Origin of the sequence: Catenulispora rubra, from assembly GCF_015356825.1 — a bacterium.
GTDB classification, from domain to species: Bacteria; Actinomycetota; Actinomycetes; order Streptomycetales; family Catenulisporaceae; genus Catenulispora; species Catenulispora rubra.
This window is the reverse complement of record NZ_JAACYW010000046.1, coordinates 34,274-56,018: the sequence shown is the minus strand read 5'-3', so window position 1 is coordinate 56,018 and position 21,745 is coordinate 34,274. Positions and strand designations below refer to the sequence as shown.

The window sequence follows — 21,745 nt, the reverse complement described above, 5'->3', positions numbered from 1 at the left end:
ACCTGGACGCGTTCCACGCCAACGCCGCGGACCTGACCCGCCGTGCCGCGGGCAAGGCGATCCGCGTGGCCAGCAAGTCGGTGCGCTGCCGGGCGCTGCTGGAGGAAGTGCTCAGCCGACCCGGCTACCAGGGCATCCTGGGCTTCACGCTCCCCGAGGCGCTGTGGCTGGCGGCCGAGGGCTTCGACGACATCGTGGTCGCCTACCCCTCCGCCGACCGCGTCGCCTACGCCGAGCTGGCCGCCGACGCCACCGCGCTGGCCGCCGTCACGGTGATGGTCGACAGCACCGACCACCTGGACCTGATCGAGAAGTCGGTGGCCGGCACGCCCGGCGGCCTGGCCGCCCCGATCCGGGTCTGCATCGACATCGACGCCGCCTTCGTCGCCGCCGGCGGCCGCATCCGCATCGGCGCGCGCCGCTCCCCGCTGCACACCCCGGCGCAGGTCGCGGCGATGGCCCGGGAGGTGCTGCGGCGCGACGGGTTCAAGCTGGTCGGCCTGATGGCCTACGAGTCGCAGATCGCCGGGGTCGGCGACGCCCCGCCCGGACGCCCGCTCCGCGGCGCCGCGATCCGCGCCATGCAGAGCCGCTCGGCCCGGGAGCTGGCCACCCGCCGGGGCGCGATCGTGGAGGCGGTGCGCGAGCTGGCGCCGCTGGAGTTCGTCAACGGCGGCGGCACCGGCAGCATCGAGCGGACCACCGCCGAGGACGCCGTCACCGAGATCGCCGCCGGCTCCGGCCTCTACCAGCCGTGGCTGTTCGACTCCTACCGAGCCTTCCGCGGCCGGCCCGCGGCGCTGTTCGCCCTGCCGGTGGTGCGCCGCCCGGGCCCGGAGACCGCGACCGCCCTCGGCGGCGGCTACCCGGCCTCCGGCGTGGCCGGCAAGGACCGGCTGCCGCAGCCGTACCTGCCGCCGGGGCTGTCCTACGACCCGAACGAGGCCGCCGGCGAGGTGCAGACGCCGCTGCTGGGGAAGGTCGCCGCGAGCCTGCGGGTCGGCGACCGGGTGTGGTTCCGGCACACCAAGGCGGGTGAGCTGTGCGAGCGGTTCGACGTGCTGCACCTGATCTCGGGCGACGAGGTGGTCCGGTCGGTGCCGACGTATCGGGGCGAGGGTAAAACGTTCCTGTGACTGTGAAGGACCCGGGACCCTTCTATCGCACGATCGTGATAATTTCCGGGGCTCCTGGAGTCGGGAAGACGACCATCGCCCGGCCGCTGGCTCGGGCGCTGGGGATGCCGCTGTTCGCGAAGGACAGTATCAAGGAGCGGATCCACGACGTGCTGGCCGAGACCGAGCCGGTGGGGCCGGGGCCGGTGGAAGCCGACCTGGTGAGCGCCGGTCTGGTCGAGGCCGGGTGGTCGCGGCGGCTCGGGGCCGCGGCGATGGAGTTGCTGTGGGTACTGGCGGCCGACGCGCCCGAGTGCGTGCTGGAGGCCAACTTCTGGACCGGGCACGAGCGGCAGAACGCCTCGCTGCGCGCGCTGAGCAAGGGCGGGAAGCTTGTTGAGGTGTACTGCACGGCACCGAAGGAAGTGGTCATGCGGCGGTTCCGCGAGCGTGCCGCCGCCGGTGAGCGGCACGCGGTGCATCCGGCTCAGGAGCTGACCTCCGAGCGCTGGGAGGCAGACTTCCACGCGCCGATCGGGATCGGGACGCTGCTGACGGTCGACACGTCGACGCCGGTGGACGTGGCGCGGGTCGCCGCTGAGGTGCGCGCACTGCTGGCTTGAGGCTCCTGGCTTGAGCCTGGCTGCTCGCTTGAGCCCGGCTCCTGGCTGCCACGCGGCTGCCACAGCGTTCACACGGAAATGCCACACCCCTTCGCCATGGTCTTCGTGACGACTTCGGCACCTGACCGCGGTCATCGCAGACAACGTCCTTGCGAAGGGAACAGAACCATGGCGAACTTCTCGCTCGCTCTGCCGATGCGGCGCCGCTTCGTCGCGGCCGTCGTCGGCGTGCTCGCCGTCAGCGGCGGCACGCTGGCGGCCGGCGCGCCGGCACAGGCCGCGACCTCGAACTTCTGCGGCTACACGAACGCCCAGCCGCAGCTGTACGTCGGCAGCCAGGGCCTGGCGGTGTACCAGGCCCAGTGTGAGCTCGACGTCGCCTACGCCTACGGCCACTCGACCAACTACGGCAACGGCCCCTACAACGGTGTGCGCACCGACGGCGACTTCGGCCAGAACACCGAGGCCGCGGTCAAGAACTTCCAGATCCACTGCATGGGCGCCACCAACCCCGACGGCATCATCGGCCCGAACACCTGGAACGCGCTCAACGAAGGGGTCGACTCCGGCCACTTCTGCTGAGCCGGCGCTGGTCGCTTGATCGCTGATCGCTGATCGCTCGGGCCGGATCCGGTGTCACTGTTGCCGCCGGGACCGGCCGGGCGGGCCGCGATCCGTGCGCCGCGCTTCCTGCGGATCGCCGACGCGCACTCGGCCGCGAGCGGGCTGACGGCGGCGGAGAGCGTGGCGCTGCCGGCTCGGGAGGTGCTGGGGAATGCGGGGGTGGTGACGATTATCGCAACTGACTGATGCGCTGGACGGTGAGCGATGCGCCGGACCGGTCACTTCAGCACACGCCGCCGCCGACTTGCCAAACCGCCTTTCATTTCCAGCCCAGGCCGCCGCCGCCTCCTCAGCCCACCTTCCGCTTGACCAGCGCCGTGTCCCGACTGATCTCCCGGAACCCGAGCCCCTCGTACAACCGCAGCGCGGCATTCCCCGGCGCCCCAAGACACGCGACCGTCATCTGCCCGGCCCCGGCATCCCGCGCGGCCCCCATCCCGTGCAGCAACAGCGCCCGGCCCAGCCCGCGCCTGCGGTAGCGCGGGTGCGTCCCCACCGGCTCGAACTCGGCGGTTCGGTTGACCTCGTCGAGCCACACGATCGTCGAGGCCGCCATCGTCCCGTCCGGCGCCTCGACCAGGAAGTGCAGGTCCTCGCGGTAGCCGGCCGTCGTCCGCACGCCGTGGTACGCCTCGACCGAGTACGTGGACGGATGCCACGCGTCGAGGTGCGCCTGCGCCACCGCCTCGGCCGGGACCTCGGCGGCCGTCCGGAACCGATACCCCTCCGGCAGCATGGGTTTGGCCGCGTCGTCCAGGTCCCGCTCGCCCAGGGCGCGCTCGTTCAGGCGCGTCCACTCCCCGGCGGCGGCCGGATCGGGCCGGTACCCGAACTCCGCCCACCGCGCCACCATGTCCTTGTCGGTGTCCGTCATGACCACCCGCCGATCGACGTTCGGCGAGACACCCTCGAACCAGGCGATGACCTTGTCGATCAGCTCGGCGTGGTCCGGATGCACCTGGAAGGTGACCGAGGCGTCCTCGACCTTCCGGACCGAACCGTCGCTGCTGCGCACCCACCGCGGCAGCCCGACCCATGCCCACGCGACGAGCTCCTTGCCGCCCGGCGTGTCGGCGAACCACAACGCGCGCCGCCAGCTGTTCCCGGCCGAGCCGTGCCCCTTGCCCCAGATCCAGGCCAGCCCGCCGAACGACGCGCCGGGGTTCACCAGATCGGGCCGGATCGCGACCAGGCGCCGGGCCAGCCCCTGCATGAGGACGACGTCCCCGGCGGTCACCAGATCAGACGGTTTCGACGGCGATGCGCTCATAAACGGTCACAGTGGCAGGGTGCGAACCGGTCGTGCAATGAATTTCGCCCCCGTTCACACGCAAAGCCAGCAATACACCCGCTCGCCACGCTCGCTCGCCCCCCGCGCCAGCGCACGGAGCTCGGTCAGCAGGCTGACGATCGGCGCGGTGTCGGCCAGCGCCCGCCCCGGCAGTGCCACGCTCCGCACCAGCGCGACCGCGGCCGCCTTGAGCGCGGGCCCGGTGGCCGCGACCAGCGCCGCACACGCCGCCTCCGCGATCGGCACCACCAGCCGCTCCCCCTCGTCGCGCATCGCGACCGGCCGGGGCCGGCGGTCCCAGACGTCCTCCCAGATCTCCCCGGTCAGCGCCACCTCGACCGTCGCGACATCGGCGAACGGACTGAAGTCCTTGGTCGACACGACCTGGAACCCGTGCTCGGACAGCCGCCCGCCGGGACCGCCGGGCCGACCGACGACGTCGAGCGCGGCGGCGGCCGTTGCGTCGTCGGCGGCGGCGAAGTAGTCGCACAGGATTCCCATGCGGCAGACGCTAGCGATCGGCCCCGACATCCGTCGGGGCCGTCCAGCGCGGCGGCTTCGAGGCCGAGACCGAAGTCCCGCTATCTCAAAAGTCCCCCTCAGAAGTCCCCGTAGTCGACCTGCCAGCACGTCAACCCCATCCGCCGCCACAGCGCCACGACCCGCGAGCGGTCGTCCAGCACCACCCGGACCGCGAACCGGTCCCGCACGTGCGCGTCGAACAGCTCGCCCTTCACGATGTCGTCCGCCCGCGTGTCGCCGGCCTTGCGCATCCACAGCTCGTCGTACTTGACGTCGTGCGCCGCGAGCCAGCGCTCCGTGCCCTCGCGTACGTCCCCGCCGCGCCCCGACATCAAGACGATGCGGTCCCCGCGCGCGGCGAACGCGACCAGCGCGTCGGCGGTCGCGACGATCAGCTCGTCGCTCTCCACCTTCGCCCAGTCGTACGGGCCGCGGTTCGTGTTGTCAGCCAGGGTGCCGTCGATGTCGCACAGCACCGCCGCCGGCAGCGCCGGGTCCGCGACGTAGGTCTGCACCGGCACGACGGCGTTCAGGTCCGCCGCCGTCAGCTTCCAGCCCGAGGACTTGGTGGAGGCCAGCCGCAGCGCCATGGCCCGGATGTGCTCCTCCCCCACCGGGTTCGGACGCTGCGCGTCGCGCCGGACGCACTCCTCGACGTCCACGTCGGTCAGGTCGTGCACCTCGAACACCGCCCGGCCGCCGAGCAGGGTCTTCAGCCGCTTCGGGATCCGCGAGACCAGGTGCGTGTTGTCGACCACGACGTCGAACCCGCCCTCGACCGCGGCCAGCACCACGGCGTCCTGCACCGCCAGCACGGTCTCCTCGTGCCGGCGGCCCAGGCGCTTGGAGCCGTCGTTGTCGTCCATCATCCGGCGCAGCTCGTCCAGGCTGACGCGCCGCATCCGGCCCTCGGCCTCGGCCATCATCCGTCGGGCCAGCGTCGACTTCCCCGAGGCCGGGAGCCCGCGCATGATGTGCACCACCGGCTTGGCGGCCTGCACGCCGGGGCCGGTGGGCACCGGATCCGGGCCGGCGTCCGGGAGCGCGTCGTCGAAGTAGTCGTCGTCCATCAGCCCTCATTCATCGCTTCGGTCATTTCGCTGCGGCCCTCGTCGGCCGCCGTCAAGCGTCGCAAGGCCCGGTGAGCCCTCGTCAGGCCTCGTCAGCCTCGTCAGCCCTCGTCGTCGTCCCGGAACGCGTCGGTCGCCTCCGGCTTCACCGCGCGCCACACGTGCATCGAGATCGGCCGACCGTCCACCAGCAGGAACATCCCGGCGCGCACGAACCCGTCGAAGTCCTTCGCGGCCCGCGCGTACGCACCCCGGTCGCCGGCCAGGTGCGCCAGCGAACGGTGCGCGTCCTCGATCGTCGCGGTGAGCTCGGCGGCGCGCGCCTTCAGCTCGTCGCAGACGCCGCGCACCCAGGCGTCGTACTCGTCGGGCACGTCCTCCAGCAGCGGCGCCAGCGGCCCGCCGGGGATCCGGCGCATCCCCACGACCTCGTTGGTCTGCACCCCGATGGCCTGCGCGATCTGCACGTCGGTGGCTTCCGGGAACAGCTCGACGGCCAGCGCGCGCCACAGATGCCGCGGCCCGACGCTGGTCAGCCGGTAGTGCAGCGAGACGTAGCCGGTGAGCTTCGTCTTCGTACGAACTCCGGAGGCGAACCGGATGACCCAGCCCTCAGCGTCGGTACCGGTGGCGCCGGCCCCGTCGAGGTGCTGGTTCTTCTCCGCGAACGCGGCCAGCACGCCGAAGGTGTCGGACCAGTCGTAGGTACGCACCACGGTGCCGATACCGTCCCACGCCGGCGCGGCCTCGCGCAGCGCCAGCTCACTGCCGTCGGCCCGGAACGCGGCCAGCAGCACCAGGTCGCGGCGGTCGCCGTAGTTCACGACGATGCGGTTCTCGGGGTAGACGATCTCCACGAGGTACGTCACCGACGGATCGAGCGCCGACGTGTCCTTCTTTGCGAGGTAGCGCTGGGCCCAGGCAGCCTGGTCGGAGATGAACGAGCCCTTCGACGCCATGTGCCAGCCACCGTCGTAGTGGAAGACGATGCCAAGCGAGCCGTCGACCTTGTCGTAGACCTCGAACGGCTCGTCGGGCAACGTCGGCGCGTAGTCGAACTTGCCGTGCTGGCCGTGGTTGAAGAACTTCGGCAGGCACCAGGCGGCCACGCGGCCGGTCGTGTCATCCACGACCAGGCCGCGGGTGCGGGTGGTGACGGGGGTCCAGTACTGCTCGTACTGACAGGCGCGGCTGTAGGAGTAGATCGACAGCGGCAGCGTCGGGTGCGTGCGGCGGGTGACCTTGTCGGCGGCGATCTCGCGCGCGAGTTCCTCCGGGTCCATGACCTCGGACAGCAGGGGACGCTCTGGTCGCTCCCCCGCAACTACCTGCTCACTCATATTCGGTTCCCCCGCTCCTCGTCACGTACTCCGCCGACACGATCTTGCCGATCGTGCGACTCCCCACCACGGCGTTCGCGTGCTCCCGCTGCGAACGCACGACGATGCCCTCCCGGATGTGCGCCCCCGTGCCGCTGACGGTCTCCTTGCCGGAGGCCAGGGCCAGCAACAGGGCCTCATCGTAGGGGCCTTCATAAAGCGTCGGCACCTGGGGGATCTCCAGGCCGGTGTCCTTCAGCGCCTGCGACCACTCCGGGGCGCCCAGCCAGCGGACGACGCCGTCGATGTCGACGCAGACGTCGAACGCGGCGAAGCCCGGCGTATCCTGCGCGTTGGCGCCGTAGGCCAGGTCCTGGACGCCTTTGCCGTAGACCTCGCCGTAGATGCCGACGCGGCGCGCGCCGTAGGCCTCGGCGATCTTCGCGGCGGCTTCGGGAACCCTGTGGGCACGCACTGTGCGCCAGTACAGGTTCTTGTCGCTCTCGACCAGGGCCAGGTACTTGGACCCGAAGCCCTTGGACGACACCAGGAACTCGCCGGCCTTACCGTGCTCGCTGGCCCCGCCGGCCTCGGCCAGGTACGTGAGCATGCAGCAGGTCCCATGCACCTTCTCGGTCGCGGACACCGGCTCGCCGGGCTCGAAGATGCCGGGGTAGCGCGCGATGTTCTCGATGTCGGTCCACGGCAGCAGGTCGGCGGCGGAGACGACGTCCCCGGACATGCTGACCGGCACCGGCGGCATCCACTTCACGACGCCCAGCAGCTCGGCGAAGTCCTCCCCGGCGACGTGGGCCGCGGCGAGGTCGACGCCGTCCAGCGCCTTGGGACGGCACACGATGCCCTGCGACAGCTCGCCGCGCAGCCGCACGGCCTTGACCCGGTCCTTGCCGGACCCGGCCAGCCGCCCGGTCAACCCCAGCTCCTCGATCAGCTCCGTCGGCAGGACGGACTGCTCGGGGATGTATATCGCGTGATCACCGGACCGGAACGCGCCCTTGGCCACGACGGCACGGTAGAGGCCGACTTGCGCCAGCTCCAACGCGTCGGCGTTGGGATGGACGTGGATCGTCAGGGGTTCGGCGGTGACACGCAGGGTGGACATGGGCTTCTCGTCTCGTGGTGGTCAGGGTCCGGATATGGACTCGACGACGACGGTAAAGCGAGAGAGGCTCCCGGCTATAGCGAATATTTTCGGTTAAGCGAACTCCAGCTCCGTCCAGTCGCCGATCGGCCGATAGCCGAGGCGCTGGTAGAGCGCGTTGCTGGTGGGGTTGGCCAGGTCGGTGAAGAGGATCACTTCGAGGCCGGCATCCAGCGCGCGCCGACTGATCTCGGCAGTGACCGCGGCCGCGTAGCCGCGTCCGCGCAGCGGGGTAGGCGTGTAGACGGGACCCACACGCGTCACGCCCGCGATCGGCCTCGTGGCGCCGGCCATCGAGACGGGGACGCCGTCCAGCTCCCACAACAGGAGTTCGCCGTTCTCCAGGCGCCGATCCACGGCGCGCGCCGCGTCCGCGATCGGCTCGCCGACATCGATGCCGAAGGCCGAGAACCATGCGACCAGCAGGTCTCGGTCGGCGTTCGTCACCAGCCGGGCGCGGCCCTTCGGCGCAGGCTGCGGCGGAGTCAGGTCGGCCAGCCGGAAGAGCCTTCGATGCGATGCCGCCTTCGGCGTGTGGCCGTTCGCGGCATGCCAGGCCTGCGCGAAAGCCCTCGCGGTCGTGGTGGGACTGTGGAGCCCGGGCGCACCGTCCAGCACCTCGACCAGCTCCCTCACCGCGTCGGCCGGGCCATCGGTCATGATCGCCGGCATCGGCGGCGTGCGGAGAAAGGCGGAACGCACCTCGGAGTCGGCGTACCAGCCGAAGGTCGGTGGCGCGTCACCGTAAGCGTCAGTTCCGGAGGTCTTCAGCGATGCGACCACCGTCAGCATCACGGTGTTCCGCACAGGATCGGCGAGCAGGAAGTCGCCGGCCGCGGTCTCGAACTCGTCGATGTCAGCTGTCACATGCCAGGTCATGCCTTACCGTCGCACACCCCGGCGCACGCTCGCACCCACGTTTCACCCGAGCCGGATCCCGGTCTCGGCGGCAGCCTCAAACCGCCGCCGTGACCGGAGCCCGAGCTGGTGCCAGGCCGAACCGCCCGCCTACAACCGCGGGTCCACCGGCTCCGACTCCAGCGCCAGCACCGCGAACACCGCCTCGTGCACCCGCCACAGCGGCTCCCCGCCCACGAACCGCTCCACCGACTCCAGCCCGAGCGCGTACTCGCGGCTCGCCAGCGAGCGCTTGCGGCCCAGGCCGCGGTTGCGCAGCCGGTCCAGGTTCGCCGGCTCCAGGTACTCGGGGCCGTAGATGATGCGCAGGTACTCCGGGCCGCGGCACTTCACGCCCGGCTGCACCGGGCCGCGCGGGCCGGCCGTGAAGCCGTGCCGCGGCTTGACCACCATGCCCTCCCCGCCGGACGCGGTCATGGCCTGCCACCACGCCGTCGCCTCGGCGACCGAGGCCTCGTCGTCGAGATCGACGATGCGGCGCTCGGTGCGCGTGAAGAACTCCGGGTCGGCGGCGACCAGCTGGTCGGCCAGCGCGATGTGCCAGTCGTTGCCCTTGGTCACGGCGTGGTTCGCGCCCTGCGAGGCCAGGATCTGGAACGGCGCCAGCCGCAGCCCCTCCAGGCCGTCGACCGGCCAGCAGTAGCGGCCGTAGGCGGTGGTGAAGGCGAGCGCGTCGGCGAGGCGCCGGTCCTGGCGCGCGGCCAGGTCGGCGACGTCCAGGCCGCGGGCCGCCGCGGCGCCGAGCACGGACGTGGCGGCGGTCAGCGAGGCGCGCGCCGCTGCGCCGACCGCGGCGTACTGGTCCCTCAGCAGGCCCAGCGCCTTCGCCGACCACGGCAGCAGCTCGCAGTCCAGCAGCAGCCAGTCCGTGGCCAGCTCCGACCACACGCCGGCGGTGTCGACCGCCGCACGCACCCGCGCCAGCACGGCCTCGACCTTCGCAGGCTCGTCGAAGAACGGCCGGCCGGTCCGTGTGTAGACGGCGCCGGTGCTGCCGTCCTCGACGCCGAAGCGGTTGCGTGCGGCCTCGACGTCGCGGGCGATCACCACCACCGCCCGGGAGCCCATGTGCTTCTCCTCGCACAGCAGCTCCCTGACGCCCTCGTCCCGGTACGCGGCGAACGCCTGCGCCGGGTGCTCCAGGAAGCCCGGCAACGTCGAGGTCCCGCACGGCGCCATCGTCGGCGGCAGGTAGACCAGCCAGCGCGGGTCCACCGCGAACCGGCTCATCACCTCCAGCGCCGCGGCGGCGTTCTCCTCCTGCACTGTGACGCGGCCCAGGTGGCGGGCCTCGACGGTGCGGCGGCCGAGGATGTCCTCCAGGTCCAGCACGCCGGGGTCACGGCGCACCACGCCCTCGGCGGAGGCGAACGTCGTGGCTTCCAGCGGCCGCACCGGTTCGTACCAGACCTTCTCGGCCGGTACCGACACCGGTTCGCGTTCCGGGTAGCGCAGGGCGCTGAGCCGGCCGCCGAACACCACGCCGGTGTCCAGGCACAGCGTGTTGTTGACCCACTCCAGGTTCAGCACCGGGGTGTGGCCGTACAGGACCATCGCCTTGCCGCGGTAGTCGTTGGCCCACGGGTAGCGCACCGGCAGGCCGAACTCGTCGGTCTCGCCGGTGGTCTCGCCGTACATCGCGAAGGAGCGGACGCGGCCCGAGGCACGGCCGTGGAACTCCTCCTTCAGGCCGGCGTGCGCCACGACCAGGTTGCCGCCGTCCAGGACGTAGTGACTGATCAGGCCGTCGCAGAAGCCGCGGACGCGCTTGCGGAAGTCCTCGTCCTCGGCTTCGAGCTGCGCCAGCGACTCGGCCAGGCCGTGCGCGACCTTCACGTTGCGGCCGTCGAGCGCGCGGACCAGCTTGTTCTCGTGGTTGCCGCTGACGCACAGCGCGTGTCCGGCCTCGATCATGCCCATCGCCAGACGCAGCACGCCAGGGGTGTCCGGGCCGCGGTCGACGAGGTCGCCGACGAAGACCGCGGTGCGACCCTCCGGGTGCACGGCATCCACGGGGCGCCCCCGGTCGTCTCGTGTGAGTACGTAGCCGAGGGTGCTGAGCAGCGTCTCCAGCTCGGAGCGGCAGCCGTGCACGTCGCCGATGACGTCGAACGGGCCGGTGAGGTCGCGCTTGTCGTTGTAGGCCTTCTCGTAGGTGATGACGGCCTGGTCGACCTCCTCGACGCTCTTGAGGACGTGGACCTTGCGGAAGCCCTCACGCGACAGGTTCCGCAGCCCGTTGCGCAGCTCGCGGCGCTGGCGCGCGATGACGCGCGCCGGCAGGTCGGCGCGGTCCGCGCGCTCGGTGTTGCGGTCGACGCAGACGCGCTCGGGGATGTCCAGGACGATCGCCACCGGCAGGACGTCGTACTCGCGGGCGAGCTTGACCAGCGCCTCGCGCGCCTTGGTCTGGACGTTGGTCGCGTCCACGACGGTGAGCAGGCCGCGGCGCAGGCGGACGCCGGCGATGTGGTGCAGGAGCGCGAAGGCCTCGGGGGTCGCGGACTGGTCGTTCTCGTCGTCGGCGACGATGCCGCGGCAGGCGTCGGAGGAGACGATCGCGGTGCGGCGGAAGTGCTTGCGGGCGAAGGTGGATTTGCCGGAGCCGCTGGTGCCGATGAGGACGACCAGGGACAGTTCCGGAACGGCCAGCTCAGACATCGGCCGGTTCCTCCTTCTTCTCGTTCTTGGCAACGGTGAACAGCGCGAGCTGGGTGGACGGCCCGAGCTCGGGGTCGATCTCGCCGACGGGCTTGAAGCGCACGTCGTACCCATGCGCCGCCGCAACCCGTTCGGCCCAGTCGCGGAACTCCGCACGCGTCCACTCGAACCGGTGGTCGGCGTGCCGAAAGCGCCCGGCTTCCAGCGTCTCGTAGCGCACGTTGAACTCGACGTTCGGCGTCGTGACCACGACCGCGCGAGGGTGCGCGGCCCGGAACACGGCGTGCTCCAGCGCGGGGAGGCGGTACGGGTCGACGTGCTCGATGACCTCCATCAGGACTGCGGCGTCGTAGCCGGCGAGCCGCGCGTCGGTGTACGTCAGCGCACCCTGACGCAGGGTCAGCCGTGCCCTGACACGGTCCGGCAGCCGGTCGACGCGAAGCTTGCGCGCGGCCATCTGGAGCGCACGCGCCGACACGTCGATCCCGACGACCTCGCTGAACGCCTTGTCCTTGAGCAGGTCACGCAGCAGCGCGCCTTCACCGCAGCCGAGGTCCAGGACGCGCGCGGCGTCGACCTCGTGCAGCGCCTCGACCACGGCCGCGCGGCGCGCGGTGGCCAGGGACAGCTTGCGTTCGCTCGGGTGGCCCAACTTCGGATCGGATTCGTTGACCTCGGCAGGGGCGGCGGCGGATTCTTGGGCGTAATCGCCTGGCGCGCCTTCCTCTTGTCGGTTGGTGAGCCCCCTGGGTGGGTGGGGTGTCTTTTGCGACACGGAAGCGGTCTCGGCGGTCTCGGCGGTCTCGGCGGCCGGATTGGCGGCGGCAGCGGTCTCGGCGGCCGGATCGGTGGCGGTGGCGGTGGCGGGGGCGTTCGCAGTAGCCGAATCGGCGCTCGCAGCACCGATCAGCTCGACGGCGTCCTCCTCGAACCCGACCGCGTTGTCCAGCGCCTCCGGCTCCACGTCGTCCACCTCGGCCAGCCGCGCCAGCGCCTCGCGCACCAGCGGCTGCCGGCGGGCCAGGTAGCGGCGCGCGATCATGGCGCGCAGGGGGTGGGTGCCGAGCCAGCCTTCGCCGACGCGGACCAGCTTGTCGACCTCGTCGCTGGCGACCCAGTAGTGCTTGGCGCCGTCGAGCGCGGCCAGCAGCACGAACAGGTGCGACAGCGCGTCGGACAGCCGCAGGGTGCCGGTCAGCGTCAGCTTCGTGTAGCGCGAGGCGCCCCAGTCCGGGAAGGCCGGGTCCAGCGCCACCGGCTCGGCCTCGACCGTCCAGCCCAGCGGTTCGAACAGCAAGGCGGCCAGCTCCGGCTCGCGGCAGATGAGTGCGGGCACCTCGATGCGCAGCGGCAGGGCGCTGGCGGCGAGTTCGGGACGCTGGTCGCAGCGGCCGCGCAGGGCCGAGCGGAAGACGTGGCCGAGAGCCGACGCCAGCAGCGACGAGGCCGCGTACGGCCGGTCGTTCACGTACTGCGACAGCGCGAAGTCCGGGCTGTTGCGCCCACGGCCGCGGACCAGCGCGATCGGATCCACCTCTAGCAGCAACGCGGCGGTGCACTCCTGCGGGCCGGCGGCCGGATAGAACACGTGGGCCTTGCCGTAGGTCACGTCGAAGGCCTGAACCCGCTCGGGGTTCTTGTGGAGCAGGAAGCCCAGGTCAGTGGCCGGCCAGTCGGCGCCGGGCGGCGGCGTCGCGGTAATCGTCAGGAGCATTGCACGATCGTGACGGACCGGCCACGGCCGGGGCAACCTGGTATTTCGTCAGATGTATCACCCGAACGCGGAAACCTCGCGCAGGTACTCCGCGGGCACGGCATCGGTCAGCCACACACCGTTCCCCGTCACGAAGAACGTGTAGCCGTCGGCGTGCATGCGTGCGGCGGCGACGGCCAGCACCGCCGGCTTGCCGTGCCGGGATCCGACCTTCAACGCCGTGTCCTTGTCCGACGACAAGTGCACCGCGTGGCGCTTCATCGGCAGCAGCCCGTCGCGCCAGATCAGGGTGAGCGTGTTCTGCGCGGTGCCGTGGAACAGCACCTCCGGCGGCTCGGCCGTCGAATAGCCGAGCTCGACCGGCACCGAATGCCCCTGCCGCGCCCGGATCAGCTCACCGGTGTCGTCGATCTCGAACCGCTGCTTGTTGTTCTCGGCCACGACCTCGTCCAACTGGGCCCGGCTGAACGCCTGCCCGTGCGCGGCGGCCTTGGCGAGCAGTTCGTCGACGCGCACCCAGCCGGCGCCGTCCATCGTCAGGCCGATCGCCTCGGGATGGTGGCGCAGCCAGCTCGACATCCGCTTCGACAAGCGGATCATGTTCTTCTCATTCATATCGGCGACCAAGGTCCCGCAGCGGCGCCGCAGATCGCAACAGAGTTTGCGGGAACCCGCCGGATAAAAGCATTCGGCTCCGGGCCCCGCCGGGAATGGGCGACGGGTTCCGGAGCCGAGCGCTGTACGAGATGCCACCTTCTCGCCGTTAATACAGGCGTCACAGGCCCCTCTGGCGTTACACCTATTCTGACCTGCGACGAAGCGCCGCACAGTGACTGGCCCCAGAACGCCGCGGCGGACGGCCGGGTCCCGGCGGAGGCGGCGGCGCGCCGGCCGGACGGACTCCGTGTCCGGGATACCCGTCAGGGCTCGGCGGATAGATGCCGGGCGGGAACGGGCCTCGCGGCGGGCCGTCGCCGGGATGCGGGCGCGGCGAGGGACCGGAGGCTTGGCAGGGCTCGTGGTCGAGTTCGTTCCCGTACTCGTGCCTGGACTCGTGCCTGGACTCGTGCCTGGACTCGTGCCTGGACTCGTACCTGGACTCGTACCTGAACGCGACCCCGAACCTGAACGCGACCCCGAACTCGTCAGACGAGGCTCCGTCGGCGCGCTCTGCCCCGGAGACCCGCCCGGCGAGCCGGCCCGTGCCTCGGACCGCGTGCCGTCCAGTCGGGGTCTGCACCGTTCGTCGTCCTTCGCCGTCCGATGTTGGCTGCGCCCCGCCGCGTCGCAGCGGGGCACAACCTGGAGGACCGGCCGGCAGGGATGGGTACGGCCGGGCTCGCATGCCGCGAATCCCTCTTGTCGGAAGAGGCGTACGAAACCCGCGTGCCGTTACCGCAGCAGGTCAGGACACGTGCTCAGGTGCCGGCGTAGGGCTTCCTCGAGGCCCGCCGGTGCTTGCCCCCGCCGCCGTCCTGCGAGGACGTGCTGACCGGGCCGAAACCCGGGGCGCTGCTGGAGGTGTCGGCGGCCGGCTTGTGGTCGTGCGACGGATCCGGGCTCGTCGACGGCGAAGTCGGCGTGGACGTGGGCGAGGTCGTCGGCGTCGAGGCGCCGGTCGGCTGCGGGACCGGAGTACCCGACGCCGCCGCGAGCACCTGCGCGCAGAAGGCGCCGATCTTGTCCTCGCCCCCGGCCATAGCCGCGAGCCGGCGCCGGTCGTGCTCGTTGAGACCGCCCTTGTCCTTACCGTTCCCGTTGGCGTCGCCGTTGCCCTGATGCGCGACGTACGTACGGCACAGCGCCAGCGCATCCGCAGGCGGCGTCGAAGCAGCGCTCTGCGCCGACGTGTCGGCGGTCCCGACCGGCGTCCCCGGCAGCGAACCCGCGCTGCTCGAGTCGCTGTCGGACGCCTGGTCCGTACCCTGCGAGTTCGGCGTCAGCAGCTGACCCGGATGCGAGCCCTGCGAACCTTGCGCGCCCTGCGATCCCGGCGAACCCAGCGAGCCCGGAGCACCCTGCGAACCGGGAACGCCCGACGACCCCGGCGAGGACGCCATCGTCTGCTCCCCGCGCGGACCCGCGTCCGGGTCCGGCACGCCGACCCCGCCGAGCATCTGGTGCGCGGCCCGCTGGATCGGCGACGGGAGCACGTCGGCCTCCGCCGCGACCGCCACGCCGGTGACGGTCAGCGCCCCGGCCACCGCGGCCAGCTTCACGCCGATCAGCCGCCGCAGCGGCACCCCGACCCCGGCCCTGGGCGCTCCGGCCGTGGCCACTCCGGTCTTGGCCGCTCCGGTCCTGACGCCCGCGCCATGCGTCCCGCCGCGCACCGGCGCCGCACCCGCGTTCTCGAATGCCCGCCGCGCCGATTCGTACCCGCGCAGCTCGTGCGGCCACGGGGGCGCGGCCGCCGCCGAAAGCACCCGGGCCACCGCCCGCGCCTCGGCCGACGACCCGAGGTCGGCGAGGAAGTCCACGCTGCTCACGGTCGTGCCACCTCCACTGTCCCCCGAGCCTGCGTGCGAATCCGGCGTCCAGGCCCCTTCCGGGGCCGCCGGACCGTCGAGTCGTGCCTCTGGTAGGTCTGGTACTCGGACGTCGCTTGCGTCTCGTCCGTCGAACCGTGCCGGGCGGTGTGCGCCGTCGGTGGCATCTCCAGCGCCGTCCCAGCCGGCCGAGTATGGCATCCGCGAAGGTGATCCGGCGACGGCAGAAATTCCTGTACCCGGAAGAGCCGCAGGTCCGGGGGCCGGACGCCGGTCCCCGTCTTCCACTCCGGACTGTCGATCCGAAGTGGGAATCCGGGCCGGAACCAGGCCGGACGCGCGGAAAGCGCTCAAAATCCGCTCGGCCTCATCGTCGCTGAGCTCAGCCATACTCCGCACCCTTCACCGTGCGCGAGCCCCGGCCGTTGCGGCCCGGCCCCGTCTCGCCGGTCTCCTCCATTCCCCCCGAGTTGTCCGTGTCCCGACCGGTCTGACCGTCGGCCTGTTGCTCGGCCAGGATCGCCGCCAGCCGCTTGAGACCGCGCATCGCCGCTATCCGCACCGCCCCGTCGCGCTTGTCCAGCACCTTCGCCGTCTGCGCCACGTCGAGCCCGGCGACCACCCGCAGCAGCACCGCCTCGGCCTGGTCCTTGGGCAGCCGGGCTATCAGCCGCAGGGCCCGCTCGGTGTCCTCGCGCTCGGCGGCGGCGCCCTCGGTGTCGTCGGGGGCCGGCCAGTCGGTGACGTATTCGGCGATGTCGCCGTTGTCCTCCTTGCGGCGCGAGGCCTTGCGCAGCTCGTCCAGGGCGCGGTGACGCGCCACCCGGAACAGCCAGACGCGGAAGCCGGCCGCATCTCCTCGGTACCCGCGCACGTCCTTGGCGGCCTGGAGCCAGGTCTCGCTGGCCACGTCCTCGGCGGCGTCGCCGACCACGGCGCGCAGGTAGCGCAGCAGCGGCGGATGCAGGGCGTGCCAAAGCTCTGCGAATCCCGTCTCCTCGCCGCGGCGGGCCGCGGCCAGGGCGGAATCCAGATCGCCCCAGGCCAAGCCGTACCCCTCCTCGAACCGTGCGTGCACCGACGCCACTGCTACAGCTTGTCGCCGCCCGAACGATACACGGATCGCGCCGTCCTGCCCGACCCCTAGACCGGACGCACGCACCCGATGCACCGACATACCCGACAAGCCTCGCGACCTCCGCGACCTCCGACACGTCCGCCGGGTATGGCGTTTCCTTGACGACAGTCATATGTTGGTGATGACCGGACGGACCGCGCCGGCCGAGGCACAGCACCGGGAGGACAGCGATGAGCCCGTTCCGGGGTTCGGTCCCGTTCACCGACACGTGGGAGCACTTCCGCGTGGAACACGCCGACGGGGTCGCGACCGTCACCCTCAACCGCCCCGACAAGATCAATGCCTTGACCTTCCAGGCCTACGCCGACCTGCGCGACCTGCTCGCCGAGCTGCCGCACCGCGGCGACACCCGGGTCCTGGTGCTGCGCGGGGAGGGCCCCGGCTTCTGCTCCGGCGGCGACGTCAACGAGATCATCGGCGAACTGCTGAAGATGCGCCCGGACGAGCACCTGTCCTTCACCCGCATGACCGGCGACGTCGTGCGCGCGCTGCGCGAGGTCCCGATCCCGGTGATCGCCTCGATCCACGGCATCGCCGCCGGCGCCGGCTCGGTGCTGGCGCTGGCCGCCGACTTCCGGATCGTGGCCCGCTCGGCACGCTTCGCGTTCCTGTTCACGAAGGTCGGCCTGTCCGGTTCGGACATGGGAGCGGCGTACCTGCTGCCGCGGATCGTCGGCCTGGGCAACGCCACCAAGCTGCTGATGCTCGGCGACACCGTCAAGGCCCCCGAGGCCGACCGGTACGGCCTGGTCAGCGAGCTGGTCGAGGACGACGAGCTGCAGATCGCCACCGACGCGCTGGCCCGGCGGCTGGCCGACGGCCCGGCGCTGGCCTACGCGCAGACCAAGATGCTGCTGACCCGCGAGCTGGACATGGGCCTGTCGCCGTCGCTGGAGATGGACGCGGCGGTCCAGGCGCTGCTGATGAACACCCGCGACCACGCCGAGTTCCACCGCGCGTTCAACGCCAAGGAGACGCCGAATTGGGAGGGCCGATGACCCCGCACGAGCTGGTGAACCCCCCGGAGCTGGCCCCGGCGATCGGCTTCTCGCACGCCGTGGCCACCGGCCCCGGCCGCACGGTCTACCTCGGCGGCCAGGCCGCACTCCAGCCCGACGGCACGGTCGACCCGAAGTCCACGCTGATCGAGCAGTTCGACCTGGCGCTGGCGAACATGGTCACGACCCTTACTGCGGCCGGCGCCAAGCCTGAGCACCTGGTCACCGTCACGGTCTTCGCCACCGACGCCGAGCAGTACCGCGCGGACCTCAAGGAGCTCGGCACGATCTGGCGCCGGCACCTCGGCAAGCACTACCCGGCGATGGCCTTCTTCGAAGTCAAGGGCCTGTTCGACCCGGCGGCGCTGGTGGAGCTCACCGGCGTCGCGGTGGTGCCGTGAGTTTCGGCGACGCCCCGCGGATCGCGGTCGTCGGCGGCGGCCCCGGCGGCCTGTACTTCGCGGCGCTGGCCAAGCAGCTGGACCCGGCCGCGGTCGTCGACGTCTGGGAGCGCAACGCCGCCGACGACACCTTCGGCTTCGGCGTGGTCTTCTCCGACGAGACGCTCGGCGGCATCGAGCACGCCGACCCCGGGATCCACGAGCTGATGGCCGCCGAGTTCGCCCGCTGGGACGACATCGACGTGCACTACCGCGGCCGGGTCGTGACCTCCGGCGGGCACGGCTTCGCGGCCCTGAGCCGGGTCCGGCTGCTCCAGATGCTCCAGCGGCGCTGCGCCGACCTGGGCATCGAGGTCCGCTACCTGACCACCGCGCCGCCGACCGAGCAGCTGTCCGCCGAGTACGACCTCGTGGTCGCCGCCGACGGCGTCAACTCGGCGATCCGCACCAAGTACGCCGACGCCTTCAAGCCCTCGATCCGCACCCACGACTGCCGCTACATGTGGCTCGGCACGGACCTGGTCTTCGACGCCTTCCGCTTCCAGGTCCAGCCGACCCCGTACGGCGTCATGCAGGTCCACGGCTACCCCTACGACGCGCACGGCTCGACGTTCATCGTCGAGATGCACGAGCGCGTCTGGCGCCAGGCCGGTTTCGACCAGTTCGCGGCTCGCGACTTCGCCCCCGGCGAGAGCGACCACGAGAGCATCGCGCGGATCGGCGAGCTCTTCGCCGACATGCTCGGCGGCCACCGGCTGATCGCCAACAACTCCCGCTGGCTCAGTTTCGCCACCGTCACCACGGCGCACTGGTCGCACGGCAACATCGTGCTGCTCGGCGACGCCGCGCACACCGCGCACTTCTCCATCGGCTCGGGCACGAAGCTGGCCATGGAGGACGCGCTGGCGCTGGCCGCGTGCCTGCACGAGAACCCGGACATCGCCTCGGCCCTGGCGGCGTACGAGGCCGAACGACGGCCGGTGGTCGCCTCCACGCAGCGCGCCGCAGCGGCCTCCCTGCGCTGGTTCGAGGACCTGGGCCGCTACACCGCCCAGGAGCCGCTGCAGTTCGCGTTCAACCTGCTCACCCGCTCGCGCCGGGTCACGTACGACAACCTCAAGCTGCGCGACCCGGAGTTCGTGGCGGAGGTGAACGGCGACGCCACTCCCCCGATGTTCCGGCCGTTCCGGCTGCGCGAGCTGACGTTGAAGAACCGTGTGATCGTCTCGCCGATGGACATGTACTCGGCGCAGGGCGACGGCCTGCCGACCGACTTCCACCTCGTCCACCTGGGCTCCAAGGCACTCGGCGGCGCCGGACTGGTGATGACCGAGATGGTCTGCGTCTCGGCGACCGGCCGGATCACCCCGGGCTGCACCGGGCTGTACACCGACGAGCAGGAGGCGGCGTGGCGGCGGATCGCGGACTTCGTCCACGCGCAGTCGACCGCCGCGATCGGACTCCAGCTCGGCCACTCGGGCCGCAAGGGCTCGACGAAGCTGATGTGGGAGGGCATCGACGAGCCGCTGCCGGAGGGCAACTGGCCGGTGGTCGGCCCCTCGCCGCTACCGTACAAGCCCGGCGTGAACCAGGTCCCCCACGAGCTGACCGTCCCGGAGCTCCAGGAGATCAAGGCCGAGTTCGTCCAGGCCGCCGAGCGCGGCGCCCGAGCCGGCTTCGACCTCCTGGAGCTGCACTGCGCCCACGGCTACCTGCTGTCCAGCTTCCTGTCCCCGCTGACCAACCAGCGCACGGACGAGTATGGCGGCCCGCTGGAGAACCGGCTGCGCTTCCCGCTGGAGGTCTTCGAAGCCGTACGCGCGGTATGGCCCGCCGAGCGCCCGATGAGCGTGCGCGTGTCGGCGACCGACTGGGCCCCTGGAGGCGTGGACGCCGCCGAATCGGTGAAGATCGCACAAGCCTTCGCCTCCCTCGGCGTCGACGCCATCGACGTCTCCACCGGCCAGGTCACCGCCGCGGAACAGCCAGAGTACGGACGCTCGTACCAGACCCCGTACGCAGACCGCATCCGCAACGAGACCGGCCTGGCCACAATCGCCGTCGGAGCCATCTCCTCCTACGACGACGTGAACTCGATCCTCCTCGCCGGCCGCGCAGACCTGTGCGCCCTGGGCCGCACCCACCTCTACGACCCGCAGTGGACGCTGCACGCGGCCGCCGAGCAGGAATACACGGGCCCTGGCAGCCAGTGGCCGGCCCCGTTCCGCGCGGGCGCCCGGAAGCCCGCGTCGGGGCGCACGGACGGACCTCGGCCGCGGCTGGAGCTGATTCGGGAAGGCGCGGAGGAGACGGCGCACGCTCGGTGGCGGCCTGGCACGTAAGGATTCCGTGTTCGAAATCCAGTCGTCTCCCCACCTACGTGCCCCGCTGATCAACCGCGCCACAGCCGATGCCACGATGAAGTGAAGTGCCGACAGCACAGGTCTGCGGCCGGGTGGGGGGGGGAGGCGCGCCATGCCGCTGTTGCTGTTCGGCACAATGTATCTCGTACCGCCCTTCGCGGCGTCCTGGACGCTGGTCCGTGTGATCAACGCGCTGGTCAAGGGACCGCAGCAGCGGCTCGCAGACCACCGGGCAAGGCAGTTCCGGCGCCGAGTGCAACACTGCGAAAGCGTGGAGACCTGCCCGCATGGCATGAGCGTCCTGGCGTGCCGATTCGAAGGCCGCACGGAATGCGCGGACTGGCTCCGAGCCCAGATTCTGTCGCGAGAGTTCAGCGACTTCACCCCGCAGTCGGGCCGTAGACGCGGGCTGACCGAGAACGGCGAGTGGCTCGCCATCGTCACCTTGACTGTCGTCCTGGCGGTGCTTCTGCTCCGTGCGGTGCTCGGCGGTTAGCCGGCCCGGCGTACTACCTCGACACCACGCTCTTCACGTAGCTCAACCCCCGTCCGCGCAGGCGGTCGTGCAGCCCGAAGAAGATGTCCGCGGCCTGCGTCCCCCGCCAGTCCCCCGGCAGCAGCTCCGGCGGCAGCCCGGGGTCGCGGTACGGCATGCGCCGCCAGGCGTCCAGGGCAAGCAGGTAGGTCGCGAACGCGTCGGCTTCGTCAGCGGTGTCGGCGTTCTTCTCGGTGGCGAGGAACTGTTCGGAGAACTCCGCGTACCCGGCCTGCACCGCGCCGAGGTCCCACCACCGCGCCGCCGATTCGCGCAGGTCGCCGTAGGCGAGGTAGTCGGCGCGGAAGAGGTCGACGTACTCGGCGAGCTCCAGCCGCTCCAAGGTGTGCCGGGCCTCCTCCGCCAGGTGCGAGGGCGCGATCCACACGCCGGGCGCCGTGGCCCCGAAGCCGAGCCGCGACAGGCGCGAGCGCAGCAGGTGACGCCGGTGTCGTTCGGTCTCCGGTACCGAGAACACCGCCAAGACCCAGCCGTCGGAGAGCTTCACGTCCTGCCGGACGTAGATCCGGCGGTCGCCGTCGGCCAGGATCTCCTGGGCCTGCTCCGACAGCGAGTAGCCCGCGACGCCGCCGACCTGGCGGGCCTGCAGGAACCCGCGCTGCTTCTGGCGGGAGACGGCCGAGCGTACTGCGGGGGCGTCCACGCCGAGCCGGCCCAGCAGCGTGACGAGGTCGGCGACCGCGATCCAGCCGCCGAGTTCGCGGCCGTACGCGCCGAAGAACGACACGATCAGCGAGCGCGGCGTCGGCGCCTTCATGGCGGGGGCCTCGGCCGCCGTCCC

19 protein-coding genes and 1 pseudogene are annotated in these 21,745 nt (G+C 71.5%); 8 read left to right on the top strand and 12 right to left on the bottom strand.

Going from position 1 to position 21,745, the window contains the following annotated elements:
• From GWK61_RS15905 to GWK61_RS61535, 4 genes and pseudogenes are all read left to right on the top strand, one after another.
• Positions 1-1,136 (top strand): amino acid deaminase/aldolase (locus GWK61_RS15905; RefSeq protein ID WP_194909147.1); only part of this gene is annotated, 1,136 nt, incomplete at its 5' end.
• On the top strand, positions 1,133-1,738 hold the full coding sequence (locus GWK61_RS15900) for a P-loop nucleotide/nucleoside kinase family protein (protein WP_323747586.1): 606 nt from the start codon (positions 1,133-1,135) through the stop codon (positions 1,736-1,738). The genes GWK61_RS15905 and GWK61_RS15900, both read left to right, overlap by 4 nt.
• A gap of 168 nt (positions 1,739-1,906) precedes the next feature.
• The gene (locus tag GWK61_RS15895) at positions 1,907-2,320 is read left to right on the top strand and encodes a peptidoglycan-binding domain-containing protein (protein ID WP_194909146.1); all 414 of its coding nucleotides are present in this window, start codon (positions 1,907-1,909) and stop codon (positions 2,318-2,320) included.
• A 36-nt stretch (positions 2,321-2,356) separates the two neighbouring features.
• Positions 2,357-2,548: pseudogene (locus tag GWK61_RS61535) on the top strand (hypothetical protein); the annotation flags it as partial.
• A gap of 103 nt (positions 2,549-2,651) precedes the next feature.
• Here GWK61_RS61535 and GWK61_RS59510 read toward each other — a convergent pair.
• From GWK61_RS59510 to GWK61_RS15835, 11 genes are all read right to left on the bottom strand, one after another.
• A complete protein-coding gene (locus GWK61_RS59510; RefSeq protein ID WP_194909145.1) occupies positions 2,652-3,632 on the bottom strand; it encodes a GNAT family N-acetyltransferase in 981 nt (326 codons plus the stop codon).
• 54 nt (positions 3,633-3,686) lie between these two features.
• Positions 3,687-4,154: a hypothetical protein gene (locus GWK61_RS15880; protein WP_194909144.1), complete on the bottom strand. Its 468-nt coding sequence runs from the start codon at positions 4,152-4,154 to the stop codon at positions 3,687-3,689.
• Positions 4,155-4,252: 98 nt separating this feature from the next.
• Positions 4,253-5,245 carry a phosphatase domain-containing protein gene (locus tag GWK61_RS15875; protein WP_194909143.1) on the bottom strand — a complete coding sequence of 331 codons (993 nt, stop codon included), beginning with the start codon at positions 5,243-5,245 and terminating at the stop codon, positions 4,253-4,255.
• Positions 5,246-5,346: 101 nt separating this feature from the next.
• A complete protein-coding gene (locus GWK61_RS15870) occupies positions 5,347-6,585 on the bottom strand; it encodes an RNA ligase (RefSeq protein WP_228562384.1) in 1,239 nt (412 codons plus the stop codon).
• Positions 6,578-7,687 (bottom strand): RNA ligase (ATP), encoded by a 1,110-nt coding sequence (locus tag GWK61_RS15865; protein ID WP_194909142.1) that lies wholly within the window; start codon positions 7,685-7,687, stop codon positions 6,578-6,580. The genes GWK61_RS15870 and GWK61_RS15865 overlap by 8 nt, the downstream gene beginning before the upstream one ends.
• 93 nt (positions 7,688-7,780) lie before the next feature.
• The gene (locus GWK61_RS15860) at positions 7,781-8,593 is read right to left on the bottom strand and encodes a GNAT family N-acetyltransferase (protein WP_323747584.1); all 813 of its coding nucleotides are present in this window, start codon (positions 8,591-8,593) and stop codon (positions 7,781-7,783) included.
• Between the two features lie 141 nt (positions 8,594-8,734).
• The gene (locus tag GWK61_RS15855; RefSeq protein WP_194909140.1) at positions 8,735-11,305 is read right to left on the bottom strand and encodes a polynucleotide kinase-phosphatase; all 2,571 of its coding nucleotides are present in this window, start codon (positions 11,303-11,305) and stop codon (positions 8,735-8,737) included.
• The gene (locus GWK61_RS15850) at positions 11,298-13,019 is read right to left on the bottom strand and encodes a 3' terminal RNA ribose 2'-O-methyltransferase Hen1 (protein ID WP_194909139.1); all 1,722 of its coding nucleotides are present in this window, start codon (positions 13,017-13,019) and stop codon (positions 11,298-11,300) included. Before GWK61_RS15850 ends, GWK61_RS15855 begins: the two co-directional genes overlap by 8 nt.
• Before the next feature lie 57 nt (positions 13,020-13,076).
• The gene (locus GWK61_RS15845) at positions 13,077-13,634 is read right to left on the bottom strand and encodes an RNA 2'-phosphotransferase (protein WP_194909138.1); all 558 of its coding nucleotides are present in this window, start codon (positions 13,632-13,634) and stop codon (positions 13,077-13,079) included.
• 803 nt (positions 13,635-14,437) lie between these two features.
• Positions 14,438-15,508 carry a serine/threonine-protein kinase gene (locus GWK61_RS15840; RefSeq protein WP_194909137.1) on the bottom strand — a complete coding sequence of 357 codons (1,071 nt, stop codon included), beginning with the start codon at positions 15,506-15,508 and terminating at the stop codon, positions 14,438-14,440.
• A 382-nt stretch (positions 15,509-15,890) separates the two neighbouring features.
• On the bottom strand, positions 15,891-16,595 hold the full coding sequence (locus GWK61_RS15835) for an RNA polymerase sigma factor (protein WP_194909136.1): 705 nt from the start codon (positions 16,593-16,595) through the stop codon (positions 15,891-15,893).
• Between the two features lie 221 nt (positions 16,596-16,816).
• Here GWK61_RS15835 and GWK61_RS15830 point away from each other — a divergent pair, with 221 nt between their 5' ends.
• From GWK61_RS15830 to GWK61_RS15815, 4 genes are all read left to right on the top strand, one after another.
• Positions 16,817-17,644, top strand: a complete 828-nt coding sequence (locus GWK61_RS15830; RefSeq protein WP_194909135.1) for an enoyl-CoA hydratase family protein — start codon at positions 16,817-16,819, stop codon at positions 17,642-17,644.
• Complete coding sequence (locus tag GWK61_RS15825) at positions 17,641-18,045, top strand: RidA family protein (RefSeq protein WP_194909134.1); 405 nt, start codon at positions 17,641-17,643, stop codon at positions 18,043-18,045. Before GWK61_RS15830 ends, GWK61_RS15825 begins: the two co-directional genes overlap by 4 nt.
• Positions 18,042-20,387: a bifunctional salicylyl-CoA 5-hydroxylase/oxidoreductase gene (locus tag GWK61_RS15820; RefSeq protein WP_194909133.1), complete on the top strand. Its 2,346-nt coding sequence runs from the start codon at positions 18,042-18,044 to the stop codon at positions 20,385-20,387. The genes GWK61_RS15825 and GWK61_RS15820 overlap by 4 nt, the downstream gene beginning before the upstream one ends.
• Positions 20,388-20,520: 133 nt before the next feature.
• Positions 20,521-20,904 (top strand): hypothetical protein, encoded by a 384-nt coding sequence (locus tag GWK61_RS15815; RefSeq protein WP_194909132.1) that lies wholly within the window; start codon positions 20,521-20,523, stop codon positions 20,902-20,904.
• A 13-nt stretch (positions 20,905-20,917) separates the two neighbouring features.
• Here GWK61_RS15815 and GWK61_RS15810 read toward each other — a convergent pair whose 3' ends face one another.
• Positions 20,918-21,721, bottom strand: coding sequence for a PaaX family transcriptional regulator (locus GWK61_RS15810; RefSeq protein WP_194909149.1), 804 nt, complete (start codon positions 21,719-21,721; stop codon positions 20,918-20,920).
• Between the last annotated feature and the right edge of the window lie 24 nt (positions 21,722-21,745).